The following is a 23,616-nucleotide window of genomic DNA, read 5'->3' as shown; positions in this document are numbered from 1 at the left end:
TATCAAATGCTAAAAAAATCATAAAATCCAAAATTCGGAATTTTCTTATTTAACAGTGAACGACATTCTACTGTTTTACTGCCCGAAACATTTGAAAAAGGATTCTAATGTTTCGCAGCTCGAAACATTTCACGTTTTCCCGGTGGTCCGGCCAATTTCTCTACGGTAAATCCTGCTTCTGTCATGGCACGTTTTATAGGACTTCTCGCCGCATAAGTGACCAAAACGCCTTTTTGATTGAGCGCCGTGAACATTTTGGTGAAGATTTCGGTGCTCCAAAGTTCGGGCTGCACGCGATAACCGAATGCGTCGAAGTAAATAAGATCGAATTGATCGACGTCATCGATTTCATGGAAGAATTGTTTGCGCTTGGTCAATGTGAAATTTTGCGAAATAGCGATCGGTATTTCCCAATCCGATTCGTGCATTGTTGCAAACGTCGGCGAATGATCGGACGCCTTGAGTTCATCGACATAATTCATCGAAACGACTTCGGACGCTTCGATAGGATAGGCTTCCACCCCGACATAATCGATTTTGAAGTTTTTACTTTCCGATTCAAGAAACGTAATGAAGGCGTTCAATCCGGTGCCGAACCCGATTTCCAGAATAGAAACGGGCTTTCCCTCGAAAAGCGAAAGCCCGTTTTTTATGAATACGTGATACGCTTCCTGGATCGCACCGTGTTTGGAATGGTACGACTCGCCCCAATCGGGCAAATGGATCGTCGTTGAGCCGTCGGCCGTGCGGATGATCTCGCGTTTCACTATTTGATGTAAAGTTTCTTGATTCTTGTAATCGGTCCGGCGCATTTGACTTCGTGGCATTGCACGCATGCATCTACGCCGTCGTTGAAGTGCTTTTGGGCGTTTTTCGGGTCCTTATAGATCAATTCCTGCGCCTTGATGAACGCCGCCGCCTTTTCCTTGAAGAAATCGTCGTTCTCTTTCGGATCGGTCATCACCGCGCTGTGGATTTTCATGAAATGGTTCGGGAACGCGCCAATGGTATCGCCGTTCTTGATCCTTTCCTTCAAGCGGTTGTTGTCGACGTACATCTGCTCCATGAGCATCGCCATCTCAGACATCTCGTACATCTCGAACTTCTTCCCCGAAGCGGAATCTTTGGCAACGGCAACGGAATCGACAGCGCTTTGGTTATCGCTTGATTCCTTGGAACCGCATGAAACCAATAACGCACAAGCAAATGTGGCAATCAGGTAACGCATCATTCAGCCAAAAGAACGCCGTCGGCCATGAAAGCGTAAGTGATTTGCGGTTCCTTGATTTTGTCGATTTCTTCCTGCGATTTGCCGCCGTCTTTGGCGTAATGCTTCAATTCGGCAACCGAAACCTCGTCGATGTATGCCTTCCCGCTTACGATTGCGGTCGAATTATCGGCATTCAGCGGAACGAAAAACTCGTAATCCTTAAAGCGTACGAATGCGTTCTTCTTTTGCGGAAGATCCATTTTCATCCAGCACCCTTTTTTCTTGCATACGCTCGAAACCTTCGACTTGAATTTGATCTGGATCGTATCGCCTTTTTTCAAGCCTTGATATTTCTTGAGCATGGCCGCATCGGACAAAGCCTTATCGGACGTGATTTTCTTTCCGAAAGACTTATAATTCGGCTCTTGTTGTTCGGTCGTCAGGATTTCCGGGAAACGTGCGTCCGCGGTTCTCGCAGTGAAATTCACGGCTAGCAATTTGCCTTCCTTTGTCGTGATTTGCGCGACGGTGTCTTTTTTGATCGTGTCCGCGGGAGTTTCCACAGGCTGGTCCGGTGCCGGTTTACTTTCTTGCTTGCAAGCTGCAAAAGCAAGGAATACAGCCGATAACAACACTACTTTTTTCATAATATATATCGTTTGCGTTTTTTCAGTTTGGGCAAAAATAAACAGTTTTTCGAACAAGCCGCTATAATTTAACGGGTTAATGCGAATGCCCGCCGTTTCGGGTCAAACCATGTTCATAAACGTTTATAAATATTTGGATGCCCATTTTTTATGATTTCGATTTTTAGTATTTTAGCCCGCTGACGATGGTGTCAACAAAAAAATCTGGATTTTATTTTCAACACTCTGAAATTCAGTGGATTGAATTTTAAAATCCGTTCAAAACCAAAACGGAATGAGCATAAATACCGCGAACGAAATCGATATAGTTAAGGCTTCTTCTTCTAAAATCGATACCGTAGACTTCGAGAACCTGGTTTTCGGGAATATTTTTTCCGACCACATGCTGACCTGCGATTTTCGCAACGGCGCGTGGGAAAAGCCCGTCATAAAACCGTACGAGCCTTTCCTACTCGATCCTTCGGCTAAGGTTTTCCATTACGGACAGGCGATTTTTGAAGGCATGAAAGCCTATAAACACGAAGACGAAAGCGTTTGGTTGTTCCGCCCCGACCAGAATTGGGACCGTTTCAACAAATCGGCGGAGCGTTTGGCCATGCCCGAAATCCCGTCTTCGATCTTCATCGACGGGATGAAACAACTCATCGATTTGGAGCGCAATTGGGTCAAAAAAGGAAAAGGAAATACGCTTTACATACGTCCGTTCATGATCGCGATCGGTTCCGGAGTCGTGGCCGCGCCTTCTACACAATACCGTTTCATGATCATCCTTTCGCCTGCAAAATCGTATTATCAGGGAGAAGTGAAAGTCATCATCGCCGACCATTACAGTCGTGCGGCGAACGGTGGAATCGGAGCGGCAAAAGCGGCGGGTAATTATTCGGCACAGTTCTATCCGACAAAACTCGCCAACGAAAAAGGTTTCCAGCAAATCATCTGGACGGATGACGCCACGCACACGAAATTGGAAGAAGCCGGAACGATGAACGTGTTCTTCCGCATCAACGATACGCTTTACACGGCACCGACGAGTGAAAGGATTCTAGACGGCGTCACGCGAAAAAGTTTGATCGAAATCGCGAAAAAACAAGGAATCGACGTAGACGTGCGTTCGGTTTTGGTTTCGGAACTTGTCGATGCTGCCAAAAACGGTTCGCTCAAAGAAGTTTTCGGAGCCGGAACGGCCGCGGTAGTCAATCCTATTGTCGGATTCAGTTATGACGATACGTATTACGAACTTCCGAAAGTCGAAAACTCGTTCGCTTCTCAACTCAAGGAAAAATTGACCAACCTTCAATATGGTTTGGAAACTGATGATTTCGGATGGATGGTGAAAGTTTGATCTATTCTTTATTGCTATTTTTTTATTTCCTATAAAAAAATCCCGGTCAAAACCGGGATTTTCATTTTGTGTTCTATCAGCAATAAATAATGTCAATAATCAATATGCTATATTTTCGAGGATTTTCGAAAAATCGGGTTTGAAATAATTCGGGCCTTTCATCACTTTCCCGTCTTCGCGATAGATCGGTTTTCCGTCTTCACCCAATTTGCTCATGTTACTGCGCTGGATTTCGTCGAAAACTTCCTCAATTTTATGTTGAAGGCCGTGTTCGATGATCGTTCCGCACAAAATATAGAGCATGTCGCCCAAAGCGTCGGCGATTTCGACAACATCGTCGTTCTGGACGGCTTCCAAATATTCCTCATTTTCTTCTTTCATCAGATTGAAGCGCAGCATGTTCTTGCTTTCGCCCAAATCACCGCGTGGCGATTCGGCATATCCGAGCCCGAAAGCCGTGTGGAATTCCTTGACTGAATTGAGTTGTTTCTGCATGGTCGTAACGTTTAATTTCAAGTGCAAAATAGGTCGTTACTGCTTTGCTTTGGCTACATTTGCGACAAATTTATACACAATGTTTTCAAGAGGTCAACTCATTTTCGCAGGGCTTTTTTTAGTGTGCTTCATCATCGCCGCGATCGTTATGTACAGAAGGGACGCCGCGCTTCACAATAAGATGTACAAAGGCAGTTACCGTGTATTGATCGTATTCTTGCTGTTCGTCGCCGCTTTGTTCGCGATCAAATATTACCTCAAGCATTAATTGTTGGCGTAAAGCCAAATCGGTTTTTGTTTTGGAATCGGTTTCATAACTTTAACCCACAATCTACGACCTGCCTTTCCTATGCGGATACTCAAATATATTTTCCTGCTCATCGTACTCGCTTTAGTGGGTGTGACCGTTTTCGTCGCGACCCAGAAAGGTAATTACGAGATCGTTTCTTCGCGCGTCGTGAAATCGCCGCGTTCCGTCGTCTATGGTTATGTGAACGATTTCAGGAACTGGGAAAATTTCATCGCCTGGGCAAAAGACGACGCTTCGGCTAAATTCACCTTTCCGGCGGTCACTTCGGGAAAAGGCGGTTCGGCTTCATGGAAATCGGGCGACGGAGAAGGAAAAATAGCCACTTATTTCGCAAAAGACAACGACAGTTTGTTCCAGAAGATGGAATTCAACGGTTCGCCATCGGAAATCTCATGGAAATTCGAAGATGTGGTCGGCGGCACCAAAGTCACCTGGAAAACCAAAGGAAAAGTCAACTTCTGGTACAAAGTGCAATCGGTGGCAAAAGGCGGGCTCGAGCGGATGTTGGGCGCGATGAACGAGCAAAGCCTTGCCAATCTCGACAAGACGCTGGTTTACGAAGTCAACACCTATTCGATTTCAGAAAACGGAACGGTGTACAAAAGCGGCTCGAAATTCCTGAAAAAGACCATTTTAAGCACGATCGCGAACGCTCCGAAAAACATGCGCATCATGCTTTCGAAAATGCAGTTCTTCTTTCGCAAAAACGACATTTCGGCTTACGGAAAACCTTTTATCCTTTATCATTCGTACGATACGGCAAACGGATTGACGCGCTTTTCGGTATGTATGCCGGTAAAGGACGAAATCAGGACGGCTCCCGGAAGCGACATTTCATTCGGGGAATTCGATGCGATGAAGTCGATCAAAGTCACGCTCAACGGCGATTATTCGCACCGACCCGAGGCTTGGCAACGCGCTTCGGATTATATTTCGAAAGCCAAACTCGAACGCGATCCGAACATTCGTGTGATCGAAGTGCTCAACAAAAACATAGAAGACACGAAAAGCCCGTCAAAATGGGTAACGCACATCTATTTTCCGATACGATCGATCGCGCAGCCACCGAAACCGGCCGTCACGCGACAACCCGTCGAGCCAAAACCTGCCGAAAACAGCACGGACGAATTCTCGATCCAGTGATGCTGTTTTTTACATCCGACCGCGATTAAACCTTCGCCCAAAATCCTATTCTAACCCACAAATCGCTAAATTGGAAGAACAGGAGTTCATAAAACGATTGCTCGACCCGAAGACGCAAAACGAGGCGTTCCGGCAGCTTATGCATGAGTATAAGCGTCCGTTGTACAGCCATATCCGAAGCATCGTGATCGATCACGACGATGCCGACGACGTGTTGCAGAACACATTCGTGAAGGTTTTCCAGTTCCTTTCGGGGTTCAAGGGCGAAAGCAAATTGTTTTCGTGGATGTACCGCATCGCGACCAACGAAGCCATCACTTTTTTGAACCAGAAAGCGCGTAAAAGCGGTATCGGCAGCGAGGCTTTGCAATCGAAAATGGTCGAGAACCTGCAGGCCGACATCCATTACGACGGATCCGAAATCGAACTCAAACTCCAGAAAGCGGTCGCCTTATTGCCCGAAAAACAGCAATTGGTGTTCAAGATGAAATATTACCAGGAAATGAAATACGAAGACATCTCGGATGTACTCGGCACCTCGGTAGGCGCGCTCAAAGCGTCCTATCACCATGCGGTCAAGAAAATAGAAGAATACGTAAAGGGAAATTAAACCCTGTGTAAAATTAAAAGTCAAATGCATATGAACTCATTCGATTTAGAGAACGGACCTCGCCACGACAGCGGCTTCAAAACGCCCGACGGTTATTTCGACGGATTGGAAGACCAAGTCATGGCGCGACTTATGGCAACGGAACCCAAAGTGATTCCGCTTTTTACACGCCATCGCAAAACCATTTACGCGGTCGCCGCTATTCTGGTGCTCGCATTGATGATCCCGTTGTACAATTTGCTCACCAAACCATCCGAAAATATAGAAGACGCGGCGCTTGAGCATTATCTTGCGTACGAATCGGGACTCAACCAATTCGATTTGCTTACGGTTCTCGAGCCTGAAGATATCCAGAAATTACAGGAACAAAGCGAATTGCCGGTTTCGGATGAAGCCATAGAATACCAACTTTACGGAAACAACATCGAACACATCATAACAGAATAAGACGATATGAAAACGAAAAACATCTTAACGCTTTTGCTCGTCCTGATTTCGTATGGCATTTTTGCACAAGGCGGAGGACTTTTGAAGGAGAAGAAAGAGCAGATCAAAACACTTAAAGTGGCGTTCATCACCGAACAGCTTCAGCTGACGTCGGATGAAGCCGAAAAATTTTGGCCGATCTACAATGCCTTCGACGACAAACAATTCGAACTCCGCAAGGAAAAAATGGGCGCTTTCCGCAAACGCATGGACGACGGAGCCATCGAAAAAATGAGCGAAAAAGAAGCTTCGGCGCTGCTCGCACAAATGGAAAGCACCGAAGCCGAACTCTATCAGTTGAAGAAAAAGCTGATATCAGATTTGAAACCGGTAATCGGTCCGTTAAAAATCATCAAACTCAAAAAAGCCGAGGAAGACTTCAATAAAAAACTGTTGCAGCAATACAGAAAGAAACGCGATTAAAAACCAAGCAAACAAAAGGAGTCTTATTTAGGCTCCTTATTTTTTGAAACGGATGCGGACTATTTTGCCTTTTCCTGCAGCAAAAGCAGTGCTGTCGTCTTTGAAGCGTATCGTGAAAAGCGAATAATCGTTGTGCAGTTGCTTCCACTCCTTTCCGCCATCGGCCGAATAATATAAACCCGAAGCGCCGACGCTTGCGATTCCCAAGCCTTTCGAATGCGGAACATATTGTACGCAGGAAGCATATCCGAACGCTTTGTTCTCGGCGATCAATTCCCAGGTTTTGCCACCGTCATGCGTGACGGCCTTGTTTTCCTGGTTGCGGTTCTGGCGTTCGTAATCGCCACCGGCTGCGATTCCGGTTTTGGCATCGTAGAAATCGGCGGTGAAAATTCCGGTCATCGATTTACCGCTGACGATCGGCGTATCGTAAATCGACCAACTTTTGCCTTTATCGGGCGAAAACAGCACACGCGCTTTTTTTCCGCCGGTTGCGATCCAGGTATTCGTCCCTTTTACGATGACGTTCGTGTTCGAGGCGGCAAAAGCGGCTTCTCCTTCTTCGGTTTTCGGCAATTTGGAACACGGGATTTTCTCCCATGAATTTCCGGCATCCCTTGTAATGAGCACACTCAGGCAATTTTCGACGGGATCGCCCATCGCAATGCCTTCCGACTCGTTCCAGAAGCGCATGCTGTCGTAAAAAATCTTTTTGTTGGGATCGTTGTGCACGACTTCGGCATTTCCTGAAGTTTTATCAACCCTGAGCAAAAATGCAGGGCTTCCGGCGTTGAGCAGAAAAATGTTTTTGGATGTGGATGCGATGCTGCGGAATTCGAGCGTATCCGGAGAAAACGACTTCGATACGTTCTTTTTGGTTTCGAGGTCGTAATAACCGTAACGCGAACGGTCGGCTCCGTACCAGATTTTATTCCCGTCGATAAGGATCGCGCGGCTCGAAAAGTTTCCGGCGAACAAAGTGTCGATTTGGACCTTCGTGTATTGGACTGCGGTCGAACGGTTTGTGTTTCCTGCAAAAAACAAGAACATTAGCCAAAATGCTGTAAGATATTTCATATTGGAATGGGGTAACTTTCGTACCTAAAGTTAGTCAAAAAATCGGGTTGCGGAACAGGTAGCATTTTTTTGGCACAGTGTTTGGATTTCCGCTTCCCGAATTCAGAAACCAAAAAATTCACCCGATCATGAAAACCAAAATAATATACTCGTTTTTATCCCTGTTCGTCGCAGCAGGGGCATTCGCCCAAGACCGGACCACGGTTACGGCAACCAATTATGACGTGAGCGACAACCTCGATCTTAAAGCCGTGGCTTCCATTTTTGGGGACTCGCGCAACCTTGAGGATTTCGAGCAACGCCTTAACGATCCGGACGCCCAGATTTCGAACCTCGATTTGAACAACGACAACGAGGTCGACTACATCCGCGTGATAGAATCGACTCAGGACAACACGAGACTTGTGATCCTTCAGGCCGTTTTGGACCGCGATGTTTATCAGGACGTAGCGACGATCGAAGTCGAAAGACGAGGAAACGACGTTCAGGTCCAAGTGGTCGGTGATGTGTATATGTACGGTCCGAACTACATTTACGAGCCGGTTTATGTGGCCCGACCTGTATTCTTTGACTTTTGGTGGACCGTCGGTTATCGTCCTTACGTATCGACTTGGTATTGGGGATATTACCCACACTACTGGCATGTTTGGCATCCGATGCCTATCTACCGTTACAGAAACCATGTGCATGTTCACATCAACGTACACAACCATTACAATTACGTGAATGTAAGACGTAGCCGTACCGCGGCAGCCATGTACAGTGGACGTCGTTCGGACGCTTACGCAAGACGTTATCCGGAACGTTCGTTCAACCAACGTCACGCCAATGTCGCCAACCGTCACGAACTCGACAAGACACGCAGACTTGACCGAGGCACACGCAACGAAGGCATAAGAGGCAACAACGCTACGAGAACCGAAGCTACACGCGGCACAAGAACCGAAGGAACACGTGCCACACGAAATGAAGGAGGCAGAAGCACACGCAGCAACGAATCGGGAACTGTAAGAAATGCGACACGTGATTATCCGACGCGTTCCAACCCGAACGGCGGACGTGAAGGTTCGGTAAGAAACGCCACACGTGACAATACATCTGTGCGCAACCGCGAATCGAATGAAGTAAGGACACGTGACAACGCTGGCCAGAGAAGCGAAACCAGAAGCACATCGACACCGCGTTCGGTAACCCGCGACAATCAGCCGAACCGCGCGGAACGCAACGAAACACCAAGAATGGAACGCTCGCAACCGCAACGCGAATCGGCACCAAGAGCAGAACGACAAGCAGTACCAAGAATGGAACGACAGTCGGCTCCACGAATGGAAAGACAATCTGCTCCGCGAGTAGAGCGTCAATCCGCTCCAAGAGTGGAACGTCAATCTGCCCCAAGAATGGAACAACCCCGTGGAAACGGCGGCGGCGACAGAGGCCACGGCGGCGGACGAGGACGCGACTAAATTCACAACCCTAATATATTTGGCGGAAGCATCACCAAACCGGTGGTGCTTCCGTTTTTTGAGACTGTTAAAAATAACGCCGCACTATTAGTTGTAATCTGTTTAATAATCATAACTTTGCCCCTTTATGTTTTGACGAAATCATGAGTGCACAACACCACGGCCTTCACAACAAACTAACGTTCGCGGGCCTTTTGATTACCCTAGGCATCATTTACGGTGACATCGGAACTTCTCCACTTTACGTAATGAAAGCCATCATAGGTGAGCACGCCATCAACAGGGATATTGTCCTGGGCGGAATTTCCTGCATCTTCTGGACGCTCACTTTACAAACCACCTTAAAATACGTCATCATTACCTTGAGTGCCGATAACCACGGCGAAGGCGGGATTTTTGCGCTTTACGCATTGGTGAAACGCACTAAAGTCAAATGGCTTATCGTTCCGGCTATCATTGGTGGATCTGCGCTTTTGGCCGACGGGATCATCACGCCTCCGATTTCGGTTTCATCTGCGGTCGAAGGAATCCGTACATTCTATCCGGGGTTGAATACCGTTCCGATCGTAATCGGGATTTTGGTCATACTTTTCATCATACAACAATTCGGAACCAAGCTCGTAGGCAAGTTTTTCGCGCCTATGATGCTGATTTGGTTCGGGATGCTCGGCGTTTTGGGTATTATACAAATCGTGGGCAACTTCGAGGTTTTCAAAGCCTTGAACCCGTATTATGCGTATGAATTGTTGATGATTCATCCCGACGGGTTTTACGTGCTCGGATTCGTATTCCTATGTACGACGGGTGCCGAGGCGTTGTATTCCGACATGGGTCACTGCGGCCGTAAAAACATCCGCATCAGCTGGATTTTCGTAAAAGCTACATTGGTCCTGAACTATTTCGGACAGGCTGCTTACCTGATCCAACACGAAGGACAGACACTTCAGGCTTTGGGCGGCGATTTCGGAAACCCGTTCTATCTCGTGATGGCCGACTGGTTCAAGCCGTTTGGAATCGTAATCGCGACTATGGCTGCGGTTATTGCGTCGCAAGCGTTGATCAGCGGTTCGTTCACGCTCATCAACGAGGCCATGCGTTTGAGTTTCTGGCCTAAAGTGAAAATCAAGTATCCGACCGAACTCAAAGGACAGCTTTACATCCCGTCGATAAACTGGTTGTTGCTTTTCGGATGTATCGGCGTCGTGCTTCACTTCAAGGAATCGAAAAACATGGAGGCGGCTTATGGTTTGGCAATCGTACTGTGTATGATCATGACCACAATCCTTTTGAACTATTACATGATCATGAAGCGCCTGCCGTGGTACATTTTCTCTCCAATCATCACGATTTATCTCGCAATCGAAGGCGGATTCCTGGTCGCGAACCTCGACAAATTCCCACACGGAGGTTATGTCTCTCTTTTCATCACCTGTATTTTGATCGGCGTGATGGCCACCTGGAACAAAGCCAAGAAAATCTCGAAGAACTATACGAAATTCGTCAAGATCGAAGAATACAAGAAAGTTTTGGCCGAACTCAGCGTCGACCTATCAATCCCGAAATACGCCACGCACCTGGTTTATATGACCAATGCGAACCGCACCGACGAAATCGAGGAAAAAGTGATGATCTCGATTTTGCAGAAACGTCCGAAGCGCGCCGACATTTACTGGCTTGTGCACGTAAACATCCTCAACGAACCGTACAAACGCGAATATAAAGTTACCGAAATCATCAAGGACGATCTGTTCCGCATCGATTTCAACCTCGGATTCCGCGAACCGACGCGCATCTCGATGATGTTCAAGGAAGTGTTGCGCGACATGGTACAAAAAGGCGAAGTGGACGTGACGAGCCGTTACGAATCATTGAACCGGAACAACATCGTGGGCGATTTCAAATTCGTGCTTTCAGAAAAATTCCTGTCGAACGAAAGCGATCTGGGCTTCGACGAGAAAGTCATCATGAACACCTATTTCGCAATGAAGAAGTTCAGTTTGTCTGAAGAGAAAGCGTTCGGACTCGACAGCAGTTCGGTAAAAGTCGAGAAATTCCCGCTTTTGCTGCATCCGCCTGAAAAGATGGAACTTACCCGCGTCTACAAAAACAAAGAATAACATTCCCAAATAGCTAAAAATTCCCTAAACGCACATTTAGGGATTTTTTTGCGATACCTTTGCCCCTCAATTTTCGAAAATGAGACTACACCGAAACCTGGTTTACACGACAATCGATTCCCTGAACGCGATCTTCAACGAAGGCGAGTACGCCGATAAGGTCGTAGCCCGCGCACTCAAGAAAGACAAGCGTTGGGGAAGCGCCGACCGCAAGTTCGTAGCCGAAACCATATACGAGATCGTGCGATGGAAAAGGCTTTACGCCGAAATCGCCGAAGTGAAAGAACCGTTCGACCGCGATAACTTGTGGCGTGTTTTTGCCGTTTGGGCTGTACTTCGCGGCTATACGATTCCAGACTGGACGCAATTGCAAGGCACACCGGAGCGCAAGATAAAAGGCCGTTTCGACGAACTTTCCAAAAACCGCAGGCTCAAGGAATCCATTCCCGATTGGATGGACGAATTGGGCGTGAAAGAACTCGGTGAAGAAAAATGGGCGAAAGAAATCCATGCCCAGAACCAACCCGCAAAAGTGATCCTGCGCGTCAATACGCTCAAGACGACGAAGGAAAAACTACGCGCCATCCTCATGGATCTCAACATAGAGACCGAATACCTTAAAGACCAGGCCGATGCTTTGGTTTTGAAAGAACGCGCCAATGTGTTCCTTACGGATGCTTTCAAACAAGGTCTTTTCGAGGTTCAGGACGCCAGTTCTCAGTTGGTCGCGCCCCTACTCGACGTCAAACCCGGAATGCGCGTCGTTGATGCGTGTGCCGGAGCCGGAGGAAAAACGCTGCATTTGGCGTCTCTGATGGAAAACAAAGGCCAGCTTATCGCGATGGACCTTTACGAAAGCAAACTCAAGCAATTGAAACTTCGCGCCAAACGCAACAGCGCATTCAATATCGAATACCGCATCATCGATTCGACGAAAGTCATCAAAAAGCTACAGGAAAAGGCAGACCGCGTGTTGATTGATGCGCCTTGCAGCGGACTTGGCGTACTCAAAAGGAATCCCGACGCGAAGTGGAAACTACAACCGGAATTCATCGACAACATCCGCAAAGTGCAATCTGAAGTGCTCGAAAGCTACTCGCGAATGGTAAAACCCGGAGGAAAGTTGGTATACGCGACCTGTTCGGTGTTACCATCTGAAAATCAAGATCAAATTAAGCGTTTCTTAACGACGGACGCGGGCAAAAACTTTACCTTTGTGAAAGACGAGAAAATCCTGGCCTCAGAATCGGGATTCGACGGGTTTTATATGGCATTATTAGAAAGAAAACAATAAGATTCCCTTATGAAAAAACTTTACGTTTTAATTGCGGTCGCGATTGCCTCGGTTTCGTTCGCACAAGACGGAGCGCCCGCTTCTCCTTATTACAACGGCTTCAACTGGTCGCTTACGGGAACCGCGTTGAAAAATGCGCTCGCGACGCTGACCCAAAACAAACATACGAACAACCTTACGTATTCTGAGGTTTGGGACGCGTTGAAACACACCGATCTCGATCCGGCGAATTCGAGCAACGTGCTTTTGCTTTACGGATGGGAAAATGGCACAGATGCTAACGTGACCAATGATCGTTCCCGCAATAAGGAAAACAACGGCGGCAATAACGGCCAATGGAACCGCGAGCACACGTTCGCACAGGCTTTGGGTGACCCTGATTTGGGACAAACCGGTCCAGGTGCCGATGCACACCACCTTCGCGCCTGCGACGTACAGCGCAACGGCTCACGCGGAAACCTAAAATTCGCGGCTGGATCGGGAACTGCTTCCGGTGCGGCCGGTGGCGGTTGGTATCCGGGTGACGAATGGAAAGGCGACGTGGCACGCATGGTCATGTATATGTATTTGCACTATGGCACGCAATGCTTGCCGACCTTTGTGGGGTTGGGCGCAACTGCTACGACCGACGCCAATCTTCCGCAGATTTTCCTGCAATGGAATGCAGACGATCCGGTTTCACAATACGAGGATAACCGCAATACGTATTTGGGAACGACAGCCAATCCGTATGGACAAGGCAACCGCAATCCGTTTATCGACAATCCGTATCTGGCAACCGTAATTTGGGGCGGACCTGTAGCGCAGAACCGCTGGCCGGGATTGAGTACTGTCGATTTCGAATGGGCTTCGACCGTTTCGGTATATCCGAATCCGTCACACGATCACATCAATATCAGCAGCGATCGCGACCTTAAGGAAATCGAAGTCGTTTCGGTAAACGGTCAAATCGTACTTAAAATCGAAAATCCGATATTCGTCGACCACAATTACAGCATAGACAATTTGCCGCAAGGATTCTACCTGGTCAAGCTGTCGACCGAAAACCAGTCGATGGTCAAGAAAATCATCGTGAATTGATCACGCTTTAAAAGAAAACATTCAAGCCTCTGGAAACAGGGGCTTTTCTTTTTATGCCCTCTTCCATTTCTGCCACTGCTACTGCTACTACTGCCTTCCCATCTCTACATCAAACCCACATCCAAAAGTTAAAATTTCTGCATCTATCACATTTCCACTTACATTTGCCGTCCAAAATAAATTTAATGAGAACATTTTTACGCTTTGCGATCCTTCTTACAGGACTTAGCGCCTTTGCACAAATCCCGGCCGGATATTACAATGCCGCGACAGGTACGGGCTACACACTCAAAACGCAGTTGTACAACATCATCAAGAACCACACGGTAAAAAGCTATAACATGCTTTATACGTGTTACCAGACATCCGATCGCGATTACTTTTACGAAAATGACGGTACGATTCTCGACATTTATTCGGAAAAACCAAACGGACCTGATTCATATACGTATTCCGCTACCAATACTGGCGATCGTTGCGGAAATTACAATTCCGAAGGCGATTGCTTCAACCGCGAGCATTTGATGCCACAAAGTGTATTCAACGAAGATTCGCCGATGGTTTCCGATCCGCACCATATTCTTCCTACCGACGGAAAAGTAAACGGCATGCGAAGCAATTATGCATTTGGAGTCGTCAACAACCCTACTTGGACGTCTACAAACGGCTCGAAATTAGGAAACAATTCCACGGCAGGTTATTCGGGAATCGTATTCGAACCTATAAATGAATTCAAAGGCGATGTGGCCCGTTGCCTGCTTTACTTCGCCGTGCGTTACCAAAATACCGTAGGCGGTTACAGCCATGCGATGCTCAACGGCACGAGCGATCAGGTTTTTAGCAATTGGTTCCTCAACATTTTGCTTACTTGGCACCAACAAGATCCGGTAAGTGCGCGCGAGATTGCGAGAAACAATGCGATTTATGCGTACCAAAACAACAGAAACCCTTTTATCGACCATCCGGAATACGCTTGTATGATTTGGTCTGCAGCCTGTGCTTTAGGCAATGAGGAATTCGCTATGGACAAGATTTCCGTTCATCCGAACCCGAGCAACGACGGGCGTTTTTACATCACGTCTGAAATTGCGTTGGATGCGATCGAAATCTACAACGTCAACGGACAAGTAATCCGAAACATTGAAAAACCGGTTTTCGAGAACGATACGTTCACCGTGAGCGATTTGCCTTCGGGATTCTATCTGGTTCGCGCTTCTCTCGACAACAAATCGACTACGAAAAAGTTGATCGTGAATTAAAATTCACTTGGAAATCCGATTTTCCGAAACCCATAAAAAAATCCCGGCCACTGCGACCGGGATTTTTTATTTGCTATTCTCGATGTATCAATTGTTCATCGATACCAGGAATTCTTCGTTGTTTCTTGTTTTCTTGAATCTGTCGTTGATGAAGTCCATGGCTTCTACCGGATTCATGTCGCTCAGGTATTTGCGCATGATCCACATTCTTTGCAACGTCGAGTCGTCGAGCAACAGATCGTCGCGACGCGTACTCGAAGACATCAAATCGATCGCCGGGAAAATGCGCTTGTTCGCGATTTTGCGGTCGAGCTGCAATTCCATGTTGCCCGTTCCCTTGAATTCCTCGAAGATGACCTCGTCCATTTTGGAACCGGTTTCGGTAAGTGCCGTAGCGATGATACTCAAAGAACCGCCGTTTTCCACGTTACGCGCCGCTCCGAAGAAACGTTTCGGCTTTTGCAACGCATTGGCGTCCACGCCTCCCGAGAGTACCTTTCCTGACGCAGGTTGAACCGTATTGTAAGCACGTGCAAGACGTGTGATCGAATCCAAAAGGATGACCACATCGTGTCCGCATTCTACCAAACGCTTGGCTTTTTCAAGTACGATGTTCGCGATTTTGACGTGTTCCTGAGGCTCGCGGTCGAACGTAGAGGCAATGACTTCTCCACGTACGCTGCGTTGCATGTCGGTAACTTCTTCAGGTCGTTCATCGATAAGCAAGACCAAAAGATAGGCCTCGGGATGGTTCGCCGCAATCGCGTTCGCTACATCCTTGAGTAACATCGTCTTACCTGTTTTCGGCTGAGCGACGATCATACCGCGTTGTCCTTTTCCGATTGGCGAAAACAAATCGATGATTCGCGTAGAAATCGTACTTTGTTTTTCGGCGAGTTTGAATTTTTCGGTCGGAAAAACCGGAGTCAAATGCTCGAAAGAGATTCTGTCTCGAACGATTTGCGGATCGTGTCCGTTGATTTTCAATACACGCACGAGCGGGAAGAACTTCTCGCCTTCTTTCGGCGGACGCACGACTCCTTTTACGGTATCGCCCGTTTTCAATCCGAAAAGGCGGATTTGCGAAGTCGACAGGTAAATATCGTCCGGAGACGCGAGATAGTTGTAATCGGAAGAACGAAGGAAACCGTATCCGTCGGGCATCATTTCGAGCACGCCTTCGCTTTCGATGATTCCGTCGAATTCGTAATCGGCATCGCGGAAATTCTGGGTTTTCTTGTCTTTGTATTTTTGGTTGTGGCCTTGTTGCTGGAAATTTCCGTTCTGGTTATTCCCATTTTGGTTGTTTCCGCCATTTTGATTACCGTTCTGGTAATTCTGGTTTTTTTGGTGGTGCTGGTGTTTGTGCTGAGGCTTTTCCTGTGTCGGTTCGGCCGCTACGGCAGTTTCTGTTGGTTCTTCAGCTTTATACTCCGTTGGTGCAGGAGTTTGGACATTGTCACGGGATTTGTCGAAATTGCCTGGTTTGCGGCCTCTTTTGCCTTGCTGAAAATCGTTCTTTTGGAATTTTTCCTTGGCGACCGGTTCGGTGAAAGCCATTTCTGTTTGCGCTTCCGCTTGAGGTTCCGAAACTTCTTGCGGCCTTTCCGGCTTGATCCTGGCGCGTTTTTGCTTGTCTTGTTTAGCGTTTGAAGGCGATTCGGAAGGATTCGCGGCTTCGTGGTCTATAATCTGGTAAATAAGAGCATCTTTTTTTACCCCGGCGAATTTAATTTTTCGCGCTTTGGCGAGATCCTGAAGCTCAGGAAGCTTCATCTCTTTTAACGAAGAAATATCTAACATGAATGAAAGATGGGGATTAAGTGGAAATGGAAATGCAATAAAAAATGGGTGGTGATTTAACGAGCCGTTGTTGAAGTACTTACGGCTATCTGATGCAATATTACGAATAAAAATGTTTTTTCCAATAGCAATTATCAAAAAGAAAAATTATTTTTGCGGGACTAAAAATGTCCGGATGCTCCAGCGAATCCAAACCGTATATTTGATTTTGGCTTTTGTGGTGAGCGGCGTGTTGCCGTTCATGTTCCCGCTTTGGACCGAGAATTCAAAGGCGGTTTACTTTATGCAGTCGTCTTTGTATGCGATCTTTTTCGGATTGAGTACGACACTTGCGTTGCTGGCTATCCTCACGTTCAAGAAAAGACAACAACAGTTTGTGATCAACAGGCTGAACATGATATTAAATTTAATTTTGTTAGGATTATTCCTGTACCACTCGCTAAATTTATCTGGAGGCGCCAACGTGCCTGAGAAAGGTATTGGGATGTTTCTTCCTATCGTTTCTATCGTTTTCCTTGTTCTTGCGAATAAGGCCATAAAGAAGGACGAAGATCTCGTAAAATCTGTCGACAGGTTGCGATAATCCGACGAAACTTAGTTTATTTTAGTGCGAAAGAGAACCCGGATGACCTCCGGGTTTTTCTATTTATCCCCAAAAACAGGGAAAGCCGAAATATCCCTATTTTCAGGGATACAAGCGATGTGAAAAATGTGTTAAATTTGAACGACAATACCAAACAAATGACCCCCGAGATCAAGATTTATCTAGCCGATGACCATCAATTGCTCATCGACGGTATGCTCGCGGTACTCAAGACTACCGCTGGTTTTAACGTTGTCGGATTCTCCCTCAACGGATTAGGCCTTGTCGAAGATGCCGTTTCCAAAAAAACCGATATTTTGGTGATGGACATCAACATGCCCCAAAAAGACGGGCTTGAAGTCCTTCGCGACCTATCGGTAACCGAATTGCCTTTCAAGATCATCATACTTTCAAGCTACGATGACCTCAAACTCGTTCGCGAAGTCATGAAACTGGGTGCTTCGGGCTATCTGACCAAGCAATGCGCCGGCGAAAATATCGTAGAAGCGATCCAGGTCGTAAACAGCGGAGAAGAATATTTTTGCAAGACGATCAGCGATAAGATTTTCAACACTTTCGCCAAAAACAATCCTAAAGTAAATACCACAGCCCCTTCATTCAACACCAACCTTACCAACCGCGAACTCGACATCATCCGTCTAATCTCGCTTGAATACAGCGGGAAGGAAATCAGCGAGGAACTTTTCATCAGTCAGCACACGGTAGAGAGCCACCGCAAGAACCTGATGAAGAAACTAGAAGTGAAATCTTCTGTCGGGCTAGTGAAATATGCCATCAAACACAATTTAGTTAACCTTTAAACCTAACATTTATGTCCACTACATCAGCTTACTTAGGATCTTATGATTTGAGTTCCTCTGGGAACAACACCTACACGTTGAACTTTACGATTCCGGATAACTGCAATTGTCGCTCAACGGGGTCGAACGGACTCTACTGCATCGACATTGACCTCAATTCGGGCCAAACTCAACCGTCAACGACTTTTGTTCCGTACACAGAAATATATGCGTCATACAATAATGCGCTGAGCGTTACCTTCGACCAACCGAACGGCTCCAGCAAAAGGACAAAAAAACCAACTTTGACCATTGCGCAATAAAGTTTTCCATAAAGGGCTGTTCTTCGGAATCGCCCTTTTTCTCACCTTTTCTGCCCGTTCCCAAAAAGGACAGGACAGTGTCGCCTATCATATAGGTAATGGCGACTATTTACTTGCAAAAAAAGAAGCCGAATTTCTCGCCCAGCGTTGCCTCAAACAAAAAAACTACATCAAGTATACCGAAAAGGTCATACAGATTTCAGACATCTACCGCGCCATAAGCGACAATGAAAAAGCTTTAAAAGTACTTTTTGCCGGGCTCAAAACAGTTCAGAAGCATGGAGAAAAAGTGGGAGAAATTGCCATTTATCGCAACATTAGTGGCGTGTATTCGACGATGCACGACACAATAAAATCGTCTAAATATATTTATACCGCTCTGGCCAGAGCAAAAAAAATCGACAACGACAGCATTCTGTTCTCGTTGAACCAGCCCTTATACCTACTGCATTCCTACAGTAATTCCGACAGTACGAAATATTACCTGGAACGCACCATGCTTTACAGTCGCCGGGTCAATACGCCTGATGCGAAGTTCATGGCTTACAACAATTATTTTTCCTATCTCGTGCAAAGGGAACAATTCGAAACTGCAAAAAAGTATCTGGACAGTGCCAGTACGGTCGCTTTCCAGTCAGGCAACAAAAAGCAAATCGCCTTGATTTACACCAATCGCGGAGCATATTATTATTGGACCGACAATTTCCAGAAGGCCAAACTGGAATATGATAAGCTTTTCGCGTTGAATCCGCAGGACACCACATCGATGGATGTCGGCGGATATTACTATACCTATGCCGATATTCTGTACCAACTCGGGCAGTACAAACAGGCTTATCTTTTCTCTGACAAGGCTTTCACGGTGGCCGACATGAATTACGACACGCGATTGACCAAAGGTCTTGCCGATGTTGCGGCGAGTTATCAAATTGCGGAACTGGAAGAAAAGAGACGGGCCGAAAAAGCGGAGCTCGAACATCAGAATGAACTTCGCGAAAGAATCATGCTCATTTTTATAGCCGTTATTTTCATTACGCTCATCCTGTTTTACTTTTTTTATCAGAACAGCCGATTGAAACAAAAGAACAAACTACAGGAATTGCAAAGCATAACCCAACAAAACTTGCTCTCAGCCACGCTTGACGCGCGCGAAACCGAACGCAAACAAATCGCATCGGTACTGCACGACAGCATCAGCGCGATGCTTTCCTCGGCCGGATTGCAACTTACTGCGTTCTCATCCCAACAAGGCAGTAACGACGAAATCACCAAAACCCGGCAAATCCTCAAAGAAGCCCACGACAAGGTACGCGATCTGTCGCACGAGCTCGTCCCTACCCTTTTGGCCAAATTCGGATTGGCGTATGCGCTCGAAGACCTATGCGAGAAATTTTCGACGTCAGAATTGCAGTTCAAATACAAAGACGACGGCACGGTAAAGCGATACGACGAAGATTTCGAAACCAGGATCTACTTCATCACAAGCGAATTGCTCAACAACGTGATCAAGCACAGCGGCGCATCGAAAGCGCGATTGACATTGACGGCCGACAACGAATTGCACTTATCGCTCAAAGACAACGGCAAAGGTTTCGACACCTCAAAACCTGACGGCTTCGGACTCACCCAAATCAAGGCACGCATTTCGGCCATGAAAGGAAAAGTCATGATTTCGAGCAAACCCGGAACAGGTACAGAAATCAAGGTCTCCGTTCCGCTACACTAAACCCGTTTGCCCAATTCGACGATTTCCATATCGCGAATGTTCTCGCCGTCGATTGTGAAACGCAACATCGTCCGCACCTGATGGAAACCGCTTTTGCCCGCCGCTCCCGGATTCAGGTGCAAAAGCCCGAGTTTCTTGTCGAACATCACCTTGAGGATATGCGAATGTCCGCAAATGAAGATTTTAGGAGGATTTTTGCGCAATTCGTCCCGCAATTCCGGATTGTATTTATCGGGATAACCGCCAATATGCGTGATCCATACATCGACATTTTCGCAAAAGAAACGGTTGTGCAACGGAAACTCTAATCGCGCCGTCGCTCCGTCTATATTGCCGTAAACCGCCCGCAACGGTTTGATCGCTTTGATTGCGTCGGTTACCGCAAGATTTCCGATGTCGCCCGCATGCCAAACCTCGTCGGCTTGGGAAACGTATTTGAGGATCACATCGTCTATATGTCCGTGCGTATCCGATAAAAGAAGGATTTTTTTCATTTTTTGAAGCTGTTCCCGCTATCCGCTTTTAGCTTTTTAGTCCGGCTGGGATTTTTCAGCCGCGTTGCAGGCTTCCTTTGGTCGCCCTTACCGCTGCGAAAAATCTGCATCCGTCCGTCAAAAGGCTAACCGCTTCTATCGGGGCTAAGGCCAAAAGTACGCATTCACGTCCATTCCTGCGAATTAACGTTTCCTTGTATCGGCAAAACACAAGCCATAGAGAATTATACGTATTTTTGCACATCAACAAACCAAAATCCTGCTTGTCTAAAGCGCAGTGTGTGTAAAACGTTGCGTGTCTTCAAGAGAAGCGTGTCCCGAAAATGCGTTATTTCCTCGAATTCTCCTATAACGGAACGAACTACCACGGCTGGCAATCCCAACCGAATGCCGTTTCTGTGCAGGAAACCATCAATAAGAGCCTATCGTTATTACTCGGTGAGACCATAGATGTCGTAGGCGCAGGTCGTACCGATACGGGCGTACACGCAAGCCAGATGTTCGCGCATTTCGATTACGAAGGTTGGTTCGAGACATCTCAATTGCGTCACAAGCTCAATTCGTTCCTGCCCAAAGACATCGCGATCCACGACATCATTCCGGTGCACGACGACGCCCATACGAGATTCGACGCGAAAAAACGCACGTACGAATATCACATACACACCAAAAAAGATGTGTTCCTCGAAGGTTTGAGTTGGTACCAACACCATCAGCTCGATGTCGACAAGATGAACGAAGCCGCCAAAATCCTGTTCGAACACACCGATTTCGAGTGCTTTTCGAAAACCGGATCGGACGTAGGCACGTTCAATTGCCAAATTTTCCGGGCCGATTGGAAACAGCACGACCATCGCCTTATATTTACGGTCGCCGCCGACAGGTTTTTGCGCAATATGGTGAGAGCCATCGTCGGAACGCTGATAAACGTCGGGTTGCACAAAGTAGACCTCGAAGGTTTCAACGCGATAATCGTGAGCAAAAACCGCGGCAATGCAGGCTTTTCGGTACCTGCCCACGGATTGTACCTCACAAAAGTAGAATATGACTATATCAAACCTCAAAGGTTTTAAACCCGAGGCGCAGCCGAATTGTATGGAGCGCAGCGTAATAAAACCTTTGAGGTTTAGCCGAAAAACGGCCATAAAAATGAAAGCAAAAGCATTCGACACGCGACTTTTCGCACGCATATTAGAATACACGAAGCCGTATCGACCAAGATTCTACGGCGTGATCGCCTTCGCGGTTTCCCTTTCGGTATTCGCGGCATTGCGCCCGTACCTGCTCAAACGCACCGTAGACGATTACGTGTCCAAACACGACGGACAAGGGCTGTTGTTCTACATCATGCTCATGGGTGTGGTGTTGCTGCTCGAGGTTTTCTCGCAATTCTATTTCGTGTATTGGGCCAACTGGCTCGGTCAGGATATTGTCAAGGACATCCGCAACAAGCTGTTCCGCCATATGATGAGTTTCCGCATGCGTTATTTCGACAATGCGCCCGTGGGCCAACTCGTGACGCGTTCCGTATCGGATATCGAACAAATCGCACGTATTTTCAGCCAAGGTCTTTTCATGATCATTTCCGATCTGATGAAAATGGTCGCCGTTTTACTGTTCATGTTCGCGCTCAACTGGAAGCTTTCGTGGATCGCGGTTTTGGCGATGCCGGTTTTGGTCTACGTGACGCGTATTTTCCAACGCAAGATGCAATTGGCGTTCGAGGAAGTACGTACACAAGTCGCCGCAATGAACACTTTTGTCCAGGAACGTGTAACGGGAATGAAAATCGTACAGCTGTTCAACCGCGAAGACATAGAAGCCGAAAAATTCCGCGACATCAACGACAAGCACCGCAAGGCTTGGGTCAAGACGATTTTGTACAACTCGATCTTCTTCCCTATTGCCGATATCATCTCGGCCCTCACTTTGGGCGCGGTGGTTTGGTACGGCGGAAATCTGATACTCGATGGCGACAAGACGACGACTTTCGGAGACTTGTTCACCTACACGATGTTCATCGGCATGTTGTTCAACCCGTTGCGACAGATCGCCGATAAATTCAACGAGATGCAAATGGGCATGATTTCGGCCAACCGCGTGTTCGAAATCCTCGACATCAAAGAAGAAGTGCAGCAAACCGGCTCTATCGACGCTCCAGATTTTAAAGGCGACATCGATTTTACCGGGGTGCGCTTCAGTTACATCGACAATGAAGAAGTCATAAAAGGCATCGACCTCAAAGTGAACGCGGGCGAAACCGTTGCGATTGTCGGATCGACCGGCGCCGGAAAATCGACGATCATCAACCTGCTCAACCGCTTTTACGAAATCAACGAAGGCAGCATTTCGATAGACGGAGAAGACATCCGCAATTACAAACTCGAATCGCTGCGAAAACAGATCGCGATCGTGCTTCAGGACGTTTTCCTGTTTGCCGATACGATTCTCAACAACATCACGCTCAACAATCCCGATATTTCGCGCGATCAGGTCGTTTCGGCTGCAAAGCGCATCGGCGTGCACGATTTCATCATGAGTTTGCCCGGCGGATACGATTACAACGTCAAGGAAAGAGGTGTGATGCTTTCATCGGGACAACGCCAATTGATCGCCTTTTTGCGCGCGTTCGTGAGCAATCCGGGGATTTTGATTTTGGACGAGGCGACATCATCGGTAGATACCTATACCGAAGAATTGATCCAGCGCGCCACCGAAACCATCACCTCGGGACGCACTTCCATCGTCATCGCACACAGATTGGCAACCGTCGTCAAAGCCGACAAAATCGTTGTGATGGACAAAGGTTTTATTGTCGAGGAAGGCACGCATCAGGAACTGCTCGGAAAAAGCGAAGGCTATTACCGCAATTTGTATTTCTCGCAATTTCTCGTGGAGGAAAAATCGGAGTAAGCTTTCATTTTCACACGA

Annotated in this window: 23 protein-coding genes; 16 read left to right on the top strand and 7 right to left on the bottom strand. The window is 47.2% G+C overall.

The genetic code is table 11. The features are described from left to right. Positions 1–104: 104 nt before the first annotated feature. From mnmC2 to HZF10_RS00820, 3 genes are read right to left on the bottom strand one after another with little or no spacing between them, the layout of a single operon-like run. Positions 105–767, bottom strand: a complete 663-nt coding sequence (mnmC2, locus tag HZF10_RS00830; protein ID WP_176004262.1) for a tRNA (5-methylaminomethyl-2-thiouridine)(34)-methyltransferase MnmC2 — start codon at positions 765–767, stop codon at positions 105–107. After that, positions 767–1,231, bottom strand: a complete 465-nt coding sequence (locus tag HZF10_RS00825) for a hypothetical protein (protein ID WP_246282411.1) — start codon at positions 1,229–1,231, stop codon at positions 767–769. Before HZF10_RS00825 ends, mnmC2 begins: the two co-directional genes overlap by 1 nt. Beyond that, entirely contained in the window at positions 1,228–1,857 is a 630-nt protein-coding gene (locus tag HZF10_RS00820) for a DUF4920 domain-containing protein (protein WP_176004261.1), read from the bottom strand. Before HZF10_RS00820 ends, HZF10_RS00825 begins: the two co-directional genes overlap by 4 nt. A gap of 274 nt (positions 1,858–2,131) precedes the next feature. On the opposite strand from HZF10_RS00820, the gene HZF10_RS00815 reads away from it, so the two are divergent. After that, positions 2,132–3,199 (top strand): branched-chain amino acid aminotransferase, encoded by a 1,068-nt coding sequence (locus HZF10_RS00815; RefSeq protein WP_176004260.1) that lies wholly within the window; start codon positions 2,132–2,134, stop codon positions 3,197–3,199. Between the two features lie 99 nt (positions 3,200–3,298). Here the strand turns inward: HZF10_RS00815 and HZF10_RS00810 are convergent, their stop codons facing one another. Further along, positions 3,299–3,694: a pyrophosphohydrolase domain-containing protein gene (locus HZF10_RS00810; protein ID WP_176004259.1), complete on the bottom strand. Its 396-nt coding sequence runs from the start codon at positions 3,692–3,694 to the stop codon at positions 3,299–3,301. Positions 3,695–3,773: 79 nt separating this feature from the next. On the opposite strand from HZF10_RS00810, the gene HZF10_RS00805 reads away from it, so the two are divergent. The 5 genes from HZF10_RS00805 to HZF10_RS00785 all read left to right on the top strand — a co-directional run bounded on the left by HZF10_RS00805 (position 3,774) and on the right by HZF10_RS00785 (position 6,666). Then, positions 3,774–3,962 carry a hypothetical protein gene (locus tag HZF10_RS00805; protein ID WP_176004258.1) on the top strand — a complete coding sequence of 63 codons (189 nt, stop codon included), beginning with the start codon at positions 3,774–3,776 and terminating at the stop codon, positions 3,960–3,962. A gap of 81 nt (positions 3,963–4,043) precedes the next feature. Continuing rightward, the gene (locus HZF10_RS00800) at positions 4,044–5,147 is read left to right on the top strand and encodes an SRPBCC family protein (RefSeq protein ID WP_176004257.1); all 1,104 of its coding nucleotides are present in this window, start codon (positions 4,044–4,046) and stop codon (positions 5,145–5,147) included. Positions 5,148–5,217: 70 nt separating this feature from the next. Continuing rightward, positions 5,218–5,757: an RNA polymerase sigma factor gene (locus HZF10_RS00795; RefSeq protein WP_246282410.1), complete on the top strand. Its 540-nt coding sequence runs from the start codon at positions 5,218–5,220 to the stop codon at positions 5,755–5,757. Positions 5,758–5,781: 24 nt separating this feature from the next. Further along, a complete protein-coding gene (locus HZF10_RS00790) occupies positions 5,782–6,204 on the top strand; it encodes a hypothetical protein (protein ID WP_176004256.1) in 423 nt (140 codons plus the stop codon). A gap of 6 nt (positions 6,205–6,210) precedes the next feature. Beyond that, complete coding sequence (locus HZF10_RS00785) at positions 6,211–6,666, top strand: sensor of ECF-type sigma factor (RefSeq protein WP_176004255.1); 456 nt, start codon at positions 6,211–6,213, stop codon at positions 6,664–6,666. Between the two features lie 36 nt (positions 6,667–6,702). Here HZF10_RS00785 and HZF10_RS00780 read toward each other — a convergent pair whose 3' ends face one another. After that, positions 6,703–7,743, bottom strand: a complete 1,041-nt coding sequence (locus HZF10_RS00780; protein ID WP_176004254.1) for a sialidase family protein — start codon at positions 7,741–7,743, stop codon at positions 6,703–6,705. Between the two features lie 128 nt (positions 7,744–7,871). Between HZF10_RS00780 and HZF10_RS00775 the strand changes: the two genes are divergently transcribed. The 5 genes from HZF10_RS00775 to HZF10_RS00755 all read left to right on the top strand — a co-directional run bounded on the left by HZF10_RS00775 (position 7,872) and on the right by HZF10_RS00755 (position 14,956). Next, positions 7,872–9,206, top strand: a complete 1,335-nt coding sequence (locus HZF10_RS00775) for a hypothetical protein (RefSeq protein WP_176004253.1) — start codon at positions 7,872–7,874, stop codon at positions 9,204–9,206. A gap of 143 nt (positions 9,207–9,349) precedes the next feature. Next, on the top strand, positions 9,350–11,323 hold the full coding sequence (locus HZF10_RS00770; RefSeq protein WP_176004252.1) for a KUP/HAK/KT family potassium transporter: 1,974 nt from the start codon (positions 9,350–9,352) through the stop codon (positions 11,321–11,323). A gap of 79 nt (positions 11,324–11,402) precedes the next feature. Beyond that, entirely contained in the window at positions 11,403–12,617 is a 1,215-nt protein-coding gene (locus HZF10_RS00765) for an RsmB/NOP family class I SAM-dependent RNA methyltransferase (RefSeq protein ID WP_176004251.1), read from the top strand. Between the two features lie 9 nt (positions 12,618–12,626). Next, positions 12,627–13,697, top strand: a complete 1,071-nt coding sequence (locus tag HZF10_RS00760; RefSeq protein WP_176004250.1) for an endonuclease — start codon at positions 12,627–12,629, stop codon at positions 13,695–13,697. Positions 13,698–13,882: 185 nt separating this feature from the next. Continuing rightward, entirely contained in the window at positions 13,883–14,956 is a 1,074-nt protein-coding gene (locus HZF10_RS00755; protein ID WP_176004249.1) for an endonuclease, read from the top strand. An 87-nt stretch (positions 14,957–15,043) separates the two neighbouring features. On the opposite strand, the gene rho is transcribed toward HZF10_RS00755, so the two are convergent. Then, positions 15,044–16,759, bottom strand: a complete 1,716-nt coding sequence (rho, locus tag HZF10_RS00750; RefSeq protein ID WP_176004248.1) for a transcription termination factor Rho — start codon at positions 16,757–16,759, stop codon at positions 15,044–15,046. 175 nt (positions 16,760–16,934) lie between these two features. On the opposite strand from rho, the gene HZF10_RS00745 reads away from it, so the two are divergent. The 3 genes from HZF10_RS00745 to HZF10_RS00735 all read left to right on the top strand — a co-directional run bounded on the left by HZF10_RS00745 (position 16,935) and on the right by HZF10_RS00735 (position 20,191). Beyond that, complete coding sequence (locus HZF10_RS00745) at positions 16,935–17,342, top strand: DUF4293 domain-containing protein (protein ID WP_176004247.1); 408 nt, start codon at positions 16,935–16,937, stop codon at positions 17,340–17,342. Between the two features lie 158 nt (positions 17,343–17,500). Then, entirely contained in the window at positions 17,501–18,163 is a 663-nt protein-coding gene (locus HZF10_RS00740; RefSeq protein WP_176004246.1) for a response regulator, read from the top strand. A gap of 291 nt (positions 18,164–18,454) precedes the next feature. Continuing rightward, the gene (locus HZF10_RS00735; RefSeq protein WP_176004245.1) at positions 18,455–20,191 is read left to right on the top strand and encodes a tetratricopeptide repeat-containing sensor histidine kinase; all 1,737 of its coding nucleotides are present in this window, start codon (positions 18,455–18,457) and stop codon (positions 20,189–20,191) included. On the opposite strand, the gene HZF10_RS00730 is transcribed toward HZF10_RS00735, so the two are convergent. Further along, positions 20,188–20,685 carry a metallophosphoesterase family protein gene (locus tag HZF10_RS00730; protein WP_176004244.1) on the bottom strand — a complete coding sequence of 166 codons (498 nt, stop codon included), beginning with the start codon at positions 20,683–20,685 and terminating at the stop codon, positions 20,188–20,190. The genes HZF10_RS00735 and HZF10_RS00730 overlap by 4 nt on opposite strands. 323 nt (positions 20,686–21,008) lie before the next feature. Here HZF10_RS00730 and truA point away from each other — a divergent pair, with 323 nt between their 5' ends. Further along, the gene (gene truA / locus HZF10_RS00725) at positions 21,009–21,758 is read left to right on the top strand and encodes a tRNA pseudouridine(38-40) synthase TruA (RefSeq protein ID WP_176004243.1); all 750 of its coding nucleotides are present in this window, start codon (positions 21,009–21,011) and stop codon (positions 21,756–21,758) included. 76 nt (positions 21,759–21,834) lie between these two features. Continuing rightward, positions 21,835–23,598 (top strand): ABC transporter ATP-binding protein, encoded by a 1,764-nt coding sequence (locus tag HZF10_RS00720; protein ID WP_176004242.1) that lies wholly within the window; start codon positions 21,835–21,837, stop codon positions 23,596–23,598. Positions 23,599–23,616 lie beyond the last annotated feature (18 nt).

This window comes from Flavobacterium agri, from assembly GCF_013401995.1.
Lineage (GTDB): Bacteria > Bacteroidota > Bacteroidia > Flavobacteriales > Flavobacteriaceae > Flavobacterium > Flavobacterium agri.
Note: the sequence above shows the minus strand (reverse complement) of the source record. Positions and strands in the feature narration are given on the sequence as shown.

What these genes read in the sequence shown, in the direction of transcription:
- rho (WP_176004248.1), bottom strand. Translation starts at nt 16,759, where the DNA reads ATGTTAGATATTTCTTCGTTAAAAGAGATGAAGCTTCCTGAGCTTCAG.
- HZF10_RS00765 (WP_176004251.1), top strand. Translation starts at nt 11,403, where the DNA reads ATGAGACTACACCGAAACCTGGTTTACACGACAATCGATTCCCTGAAC.
- HZF10_RS00755 (WP_176004249.1), top strand. Translation starts at nt 13,883, where the DNA reads ATGAGAACATTTTTACGCTTTGCGATCCTTCTTACAGGACTTAGCGCC.
- HZF10_RS00745 (WP_176004247.1), top strand. Translation starts at nt 16,935, where the DNA reads ATGCTCCAGCGAATCCAAACCGTATATTTGATTTTGGCTTTTGTGGTG.
- HZF10_RS00785 (WP_176004255.1), top strand. Translation starts at nt 6,211, where the DNA reads ATGAAAACGAAAAACATCTTAACGCTTTTGCTCGTCCTGATTTCGTAT.
- HZF10_RS00720 (WP_176004242.1), top strand. Translation starts at nt 21,835, where the DNA reads ATGAAAGCAAAAGCATTCGACACGCGACTTTTCGCACGCATATTAGAA.
- HZF10_RS00790 (WP_176004256.1), top strand. Translation starts at nt 5,782, where the DNA reads ATGCATATGAACTCATTCGATTTAGAGAACGGACCTCGCCACGACAGC.
- HZF10_RS00820 (WP_176004261.1), bottom strand. Translation starts at nt 1,857, where the DNA reads ATGAAAAAAGTAGTGTTGTTATCGGCTGTATTCCTTGCTTTTGCAGCT.
- HZF10_RS00730 (WP_176004244.1), bottom strand. Translation starts at nt 20,685, where the DNA reads ATGAAAAAAATCCTTCTTTTATCGGATACGCACGGACATATAGACGAT.
- HZF10_RS00815 (WP_176004260.1), top strand. Translation starts at nt 2,132, where the DNA reads ATGAGCATAAATACCGCGAACGAAATCGATATAGTTAAGGCTTCTTCT.
- HZF10_RS00805 (WP_176004258.1), top strand. Translation starts at nt 3,774, where the DNA reads ATGTTTTCAAGAGGTCAACTCATTTTCGCAGGGCTTTTTTTAGTGTGC.
- HZF10_RS00825 (WP_246282411.1), bottom strand. Translation starts at nt 1,231, where the DNA reads ATGATGCGTTACCTGATTGCCACATTTGCTTGTGCGTTATTGGTTTCA.
- HZF10_RS00740 (WP_176004246.1), top strand. Translation starts at nt 17,501, where the DNA reads ATGACCCCCGAGATCAAGATTTATCTAGCCGATGACCATCAATTGCTC.
- truA (WP_176004243.1), top strand. Translation starts at nt 21,009, where the DNA reads ATGCGTTATTTCCTCGAATTCTCCTATAACGGAACGAACTACCACGGC.
- HZF10_RS00800 (WP_176004257.1), top strand. Translation starts at nt 4,044, where the DNA reads ATGCGGATACTCAAATATATTTTCCTGCTCATCGTACTCGCTTTAGTG.
- HZF10_RS00770 (WP_176004252.1), top strand. Translation starts at nt 9,350, where the DNA reads ATGAGTGCACAACACCACGGCCTTCACAACAAACTAACGTTCGCGGGC.
- HZF10_RS00810 (WP_176004259.1), bottom strand. Translation starts at nt 3,694, where the DNA reads ATGCAGAAACAACTCAATTCAGTCAAGGAATTCCACACGGCTTTCGGG.
- HZF10_RS00775 (WP_176004253.1), top strand. Translation starts at nt 7,872, where the DNA reads ATGAAAACCAAAATAATATACTCGTTTTTATCCCTGTTCGTCGCAGCA.
- HZF10_RS00760 (WP_176004250.1), top strand. Translation starts at nt 12,627, where the DNA reads ATGAAAAAACTTTACGTTTTAATTGCGGTCGCGATTGCCTCGGTTTCG.
- HZF10_RS00780 (WP_176004254.1), bottom strand. Translation starts at nt 7,743, where the DNA reads ATGAAATATCTTACAGCATTTTGGCTAATGTTCTTGTTTTTTGCAGGA.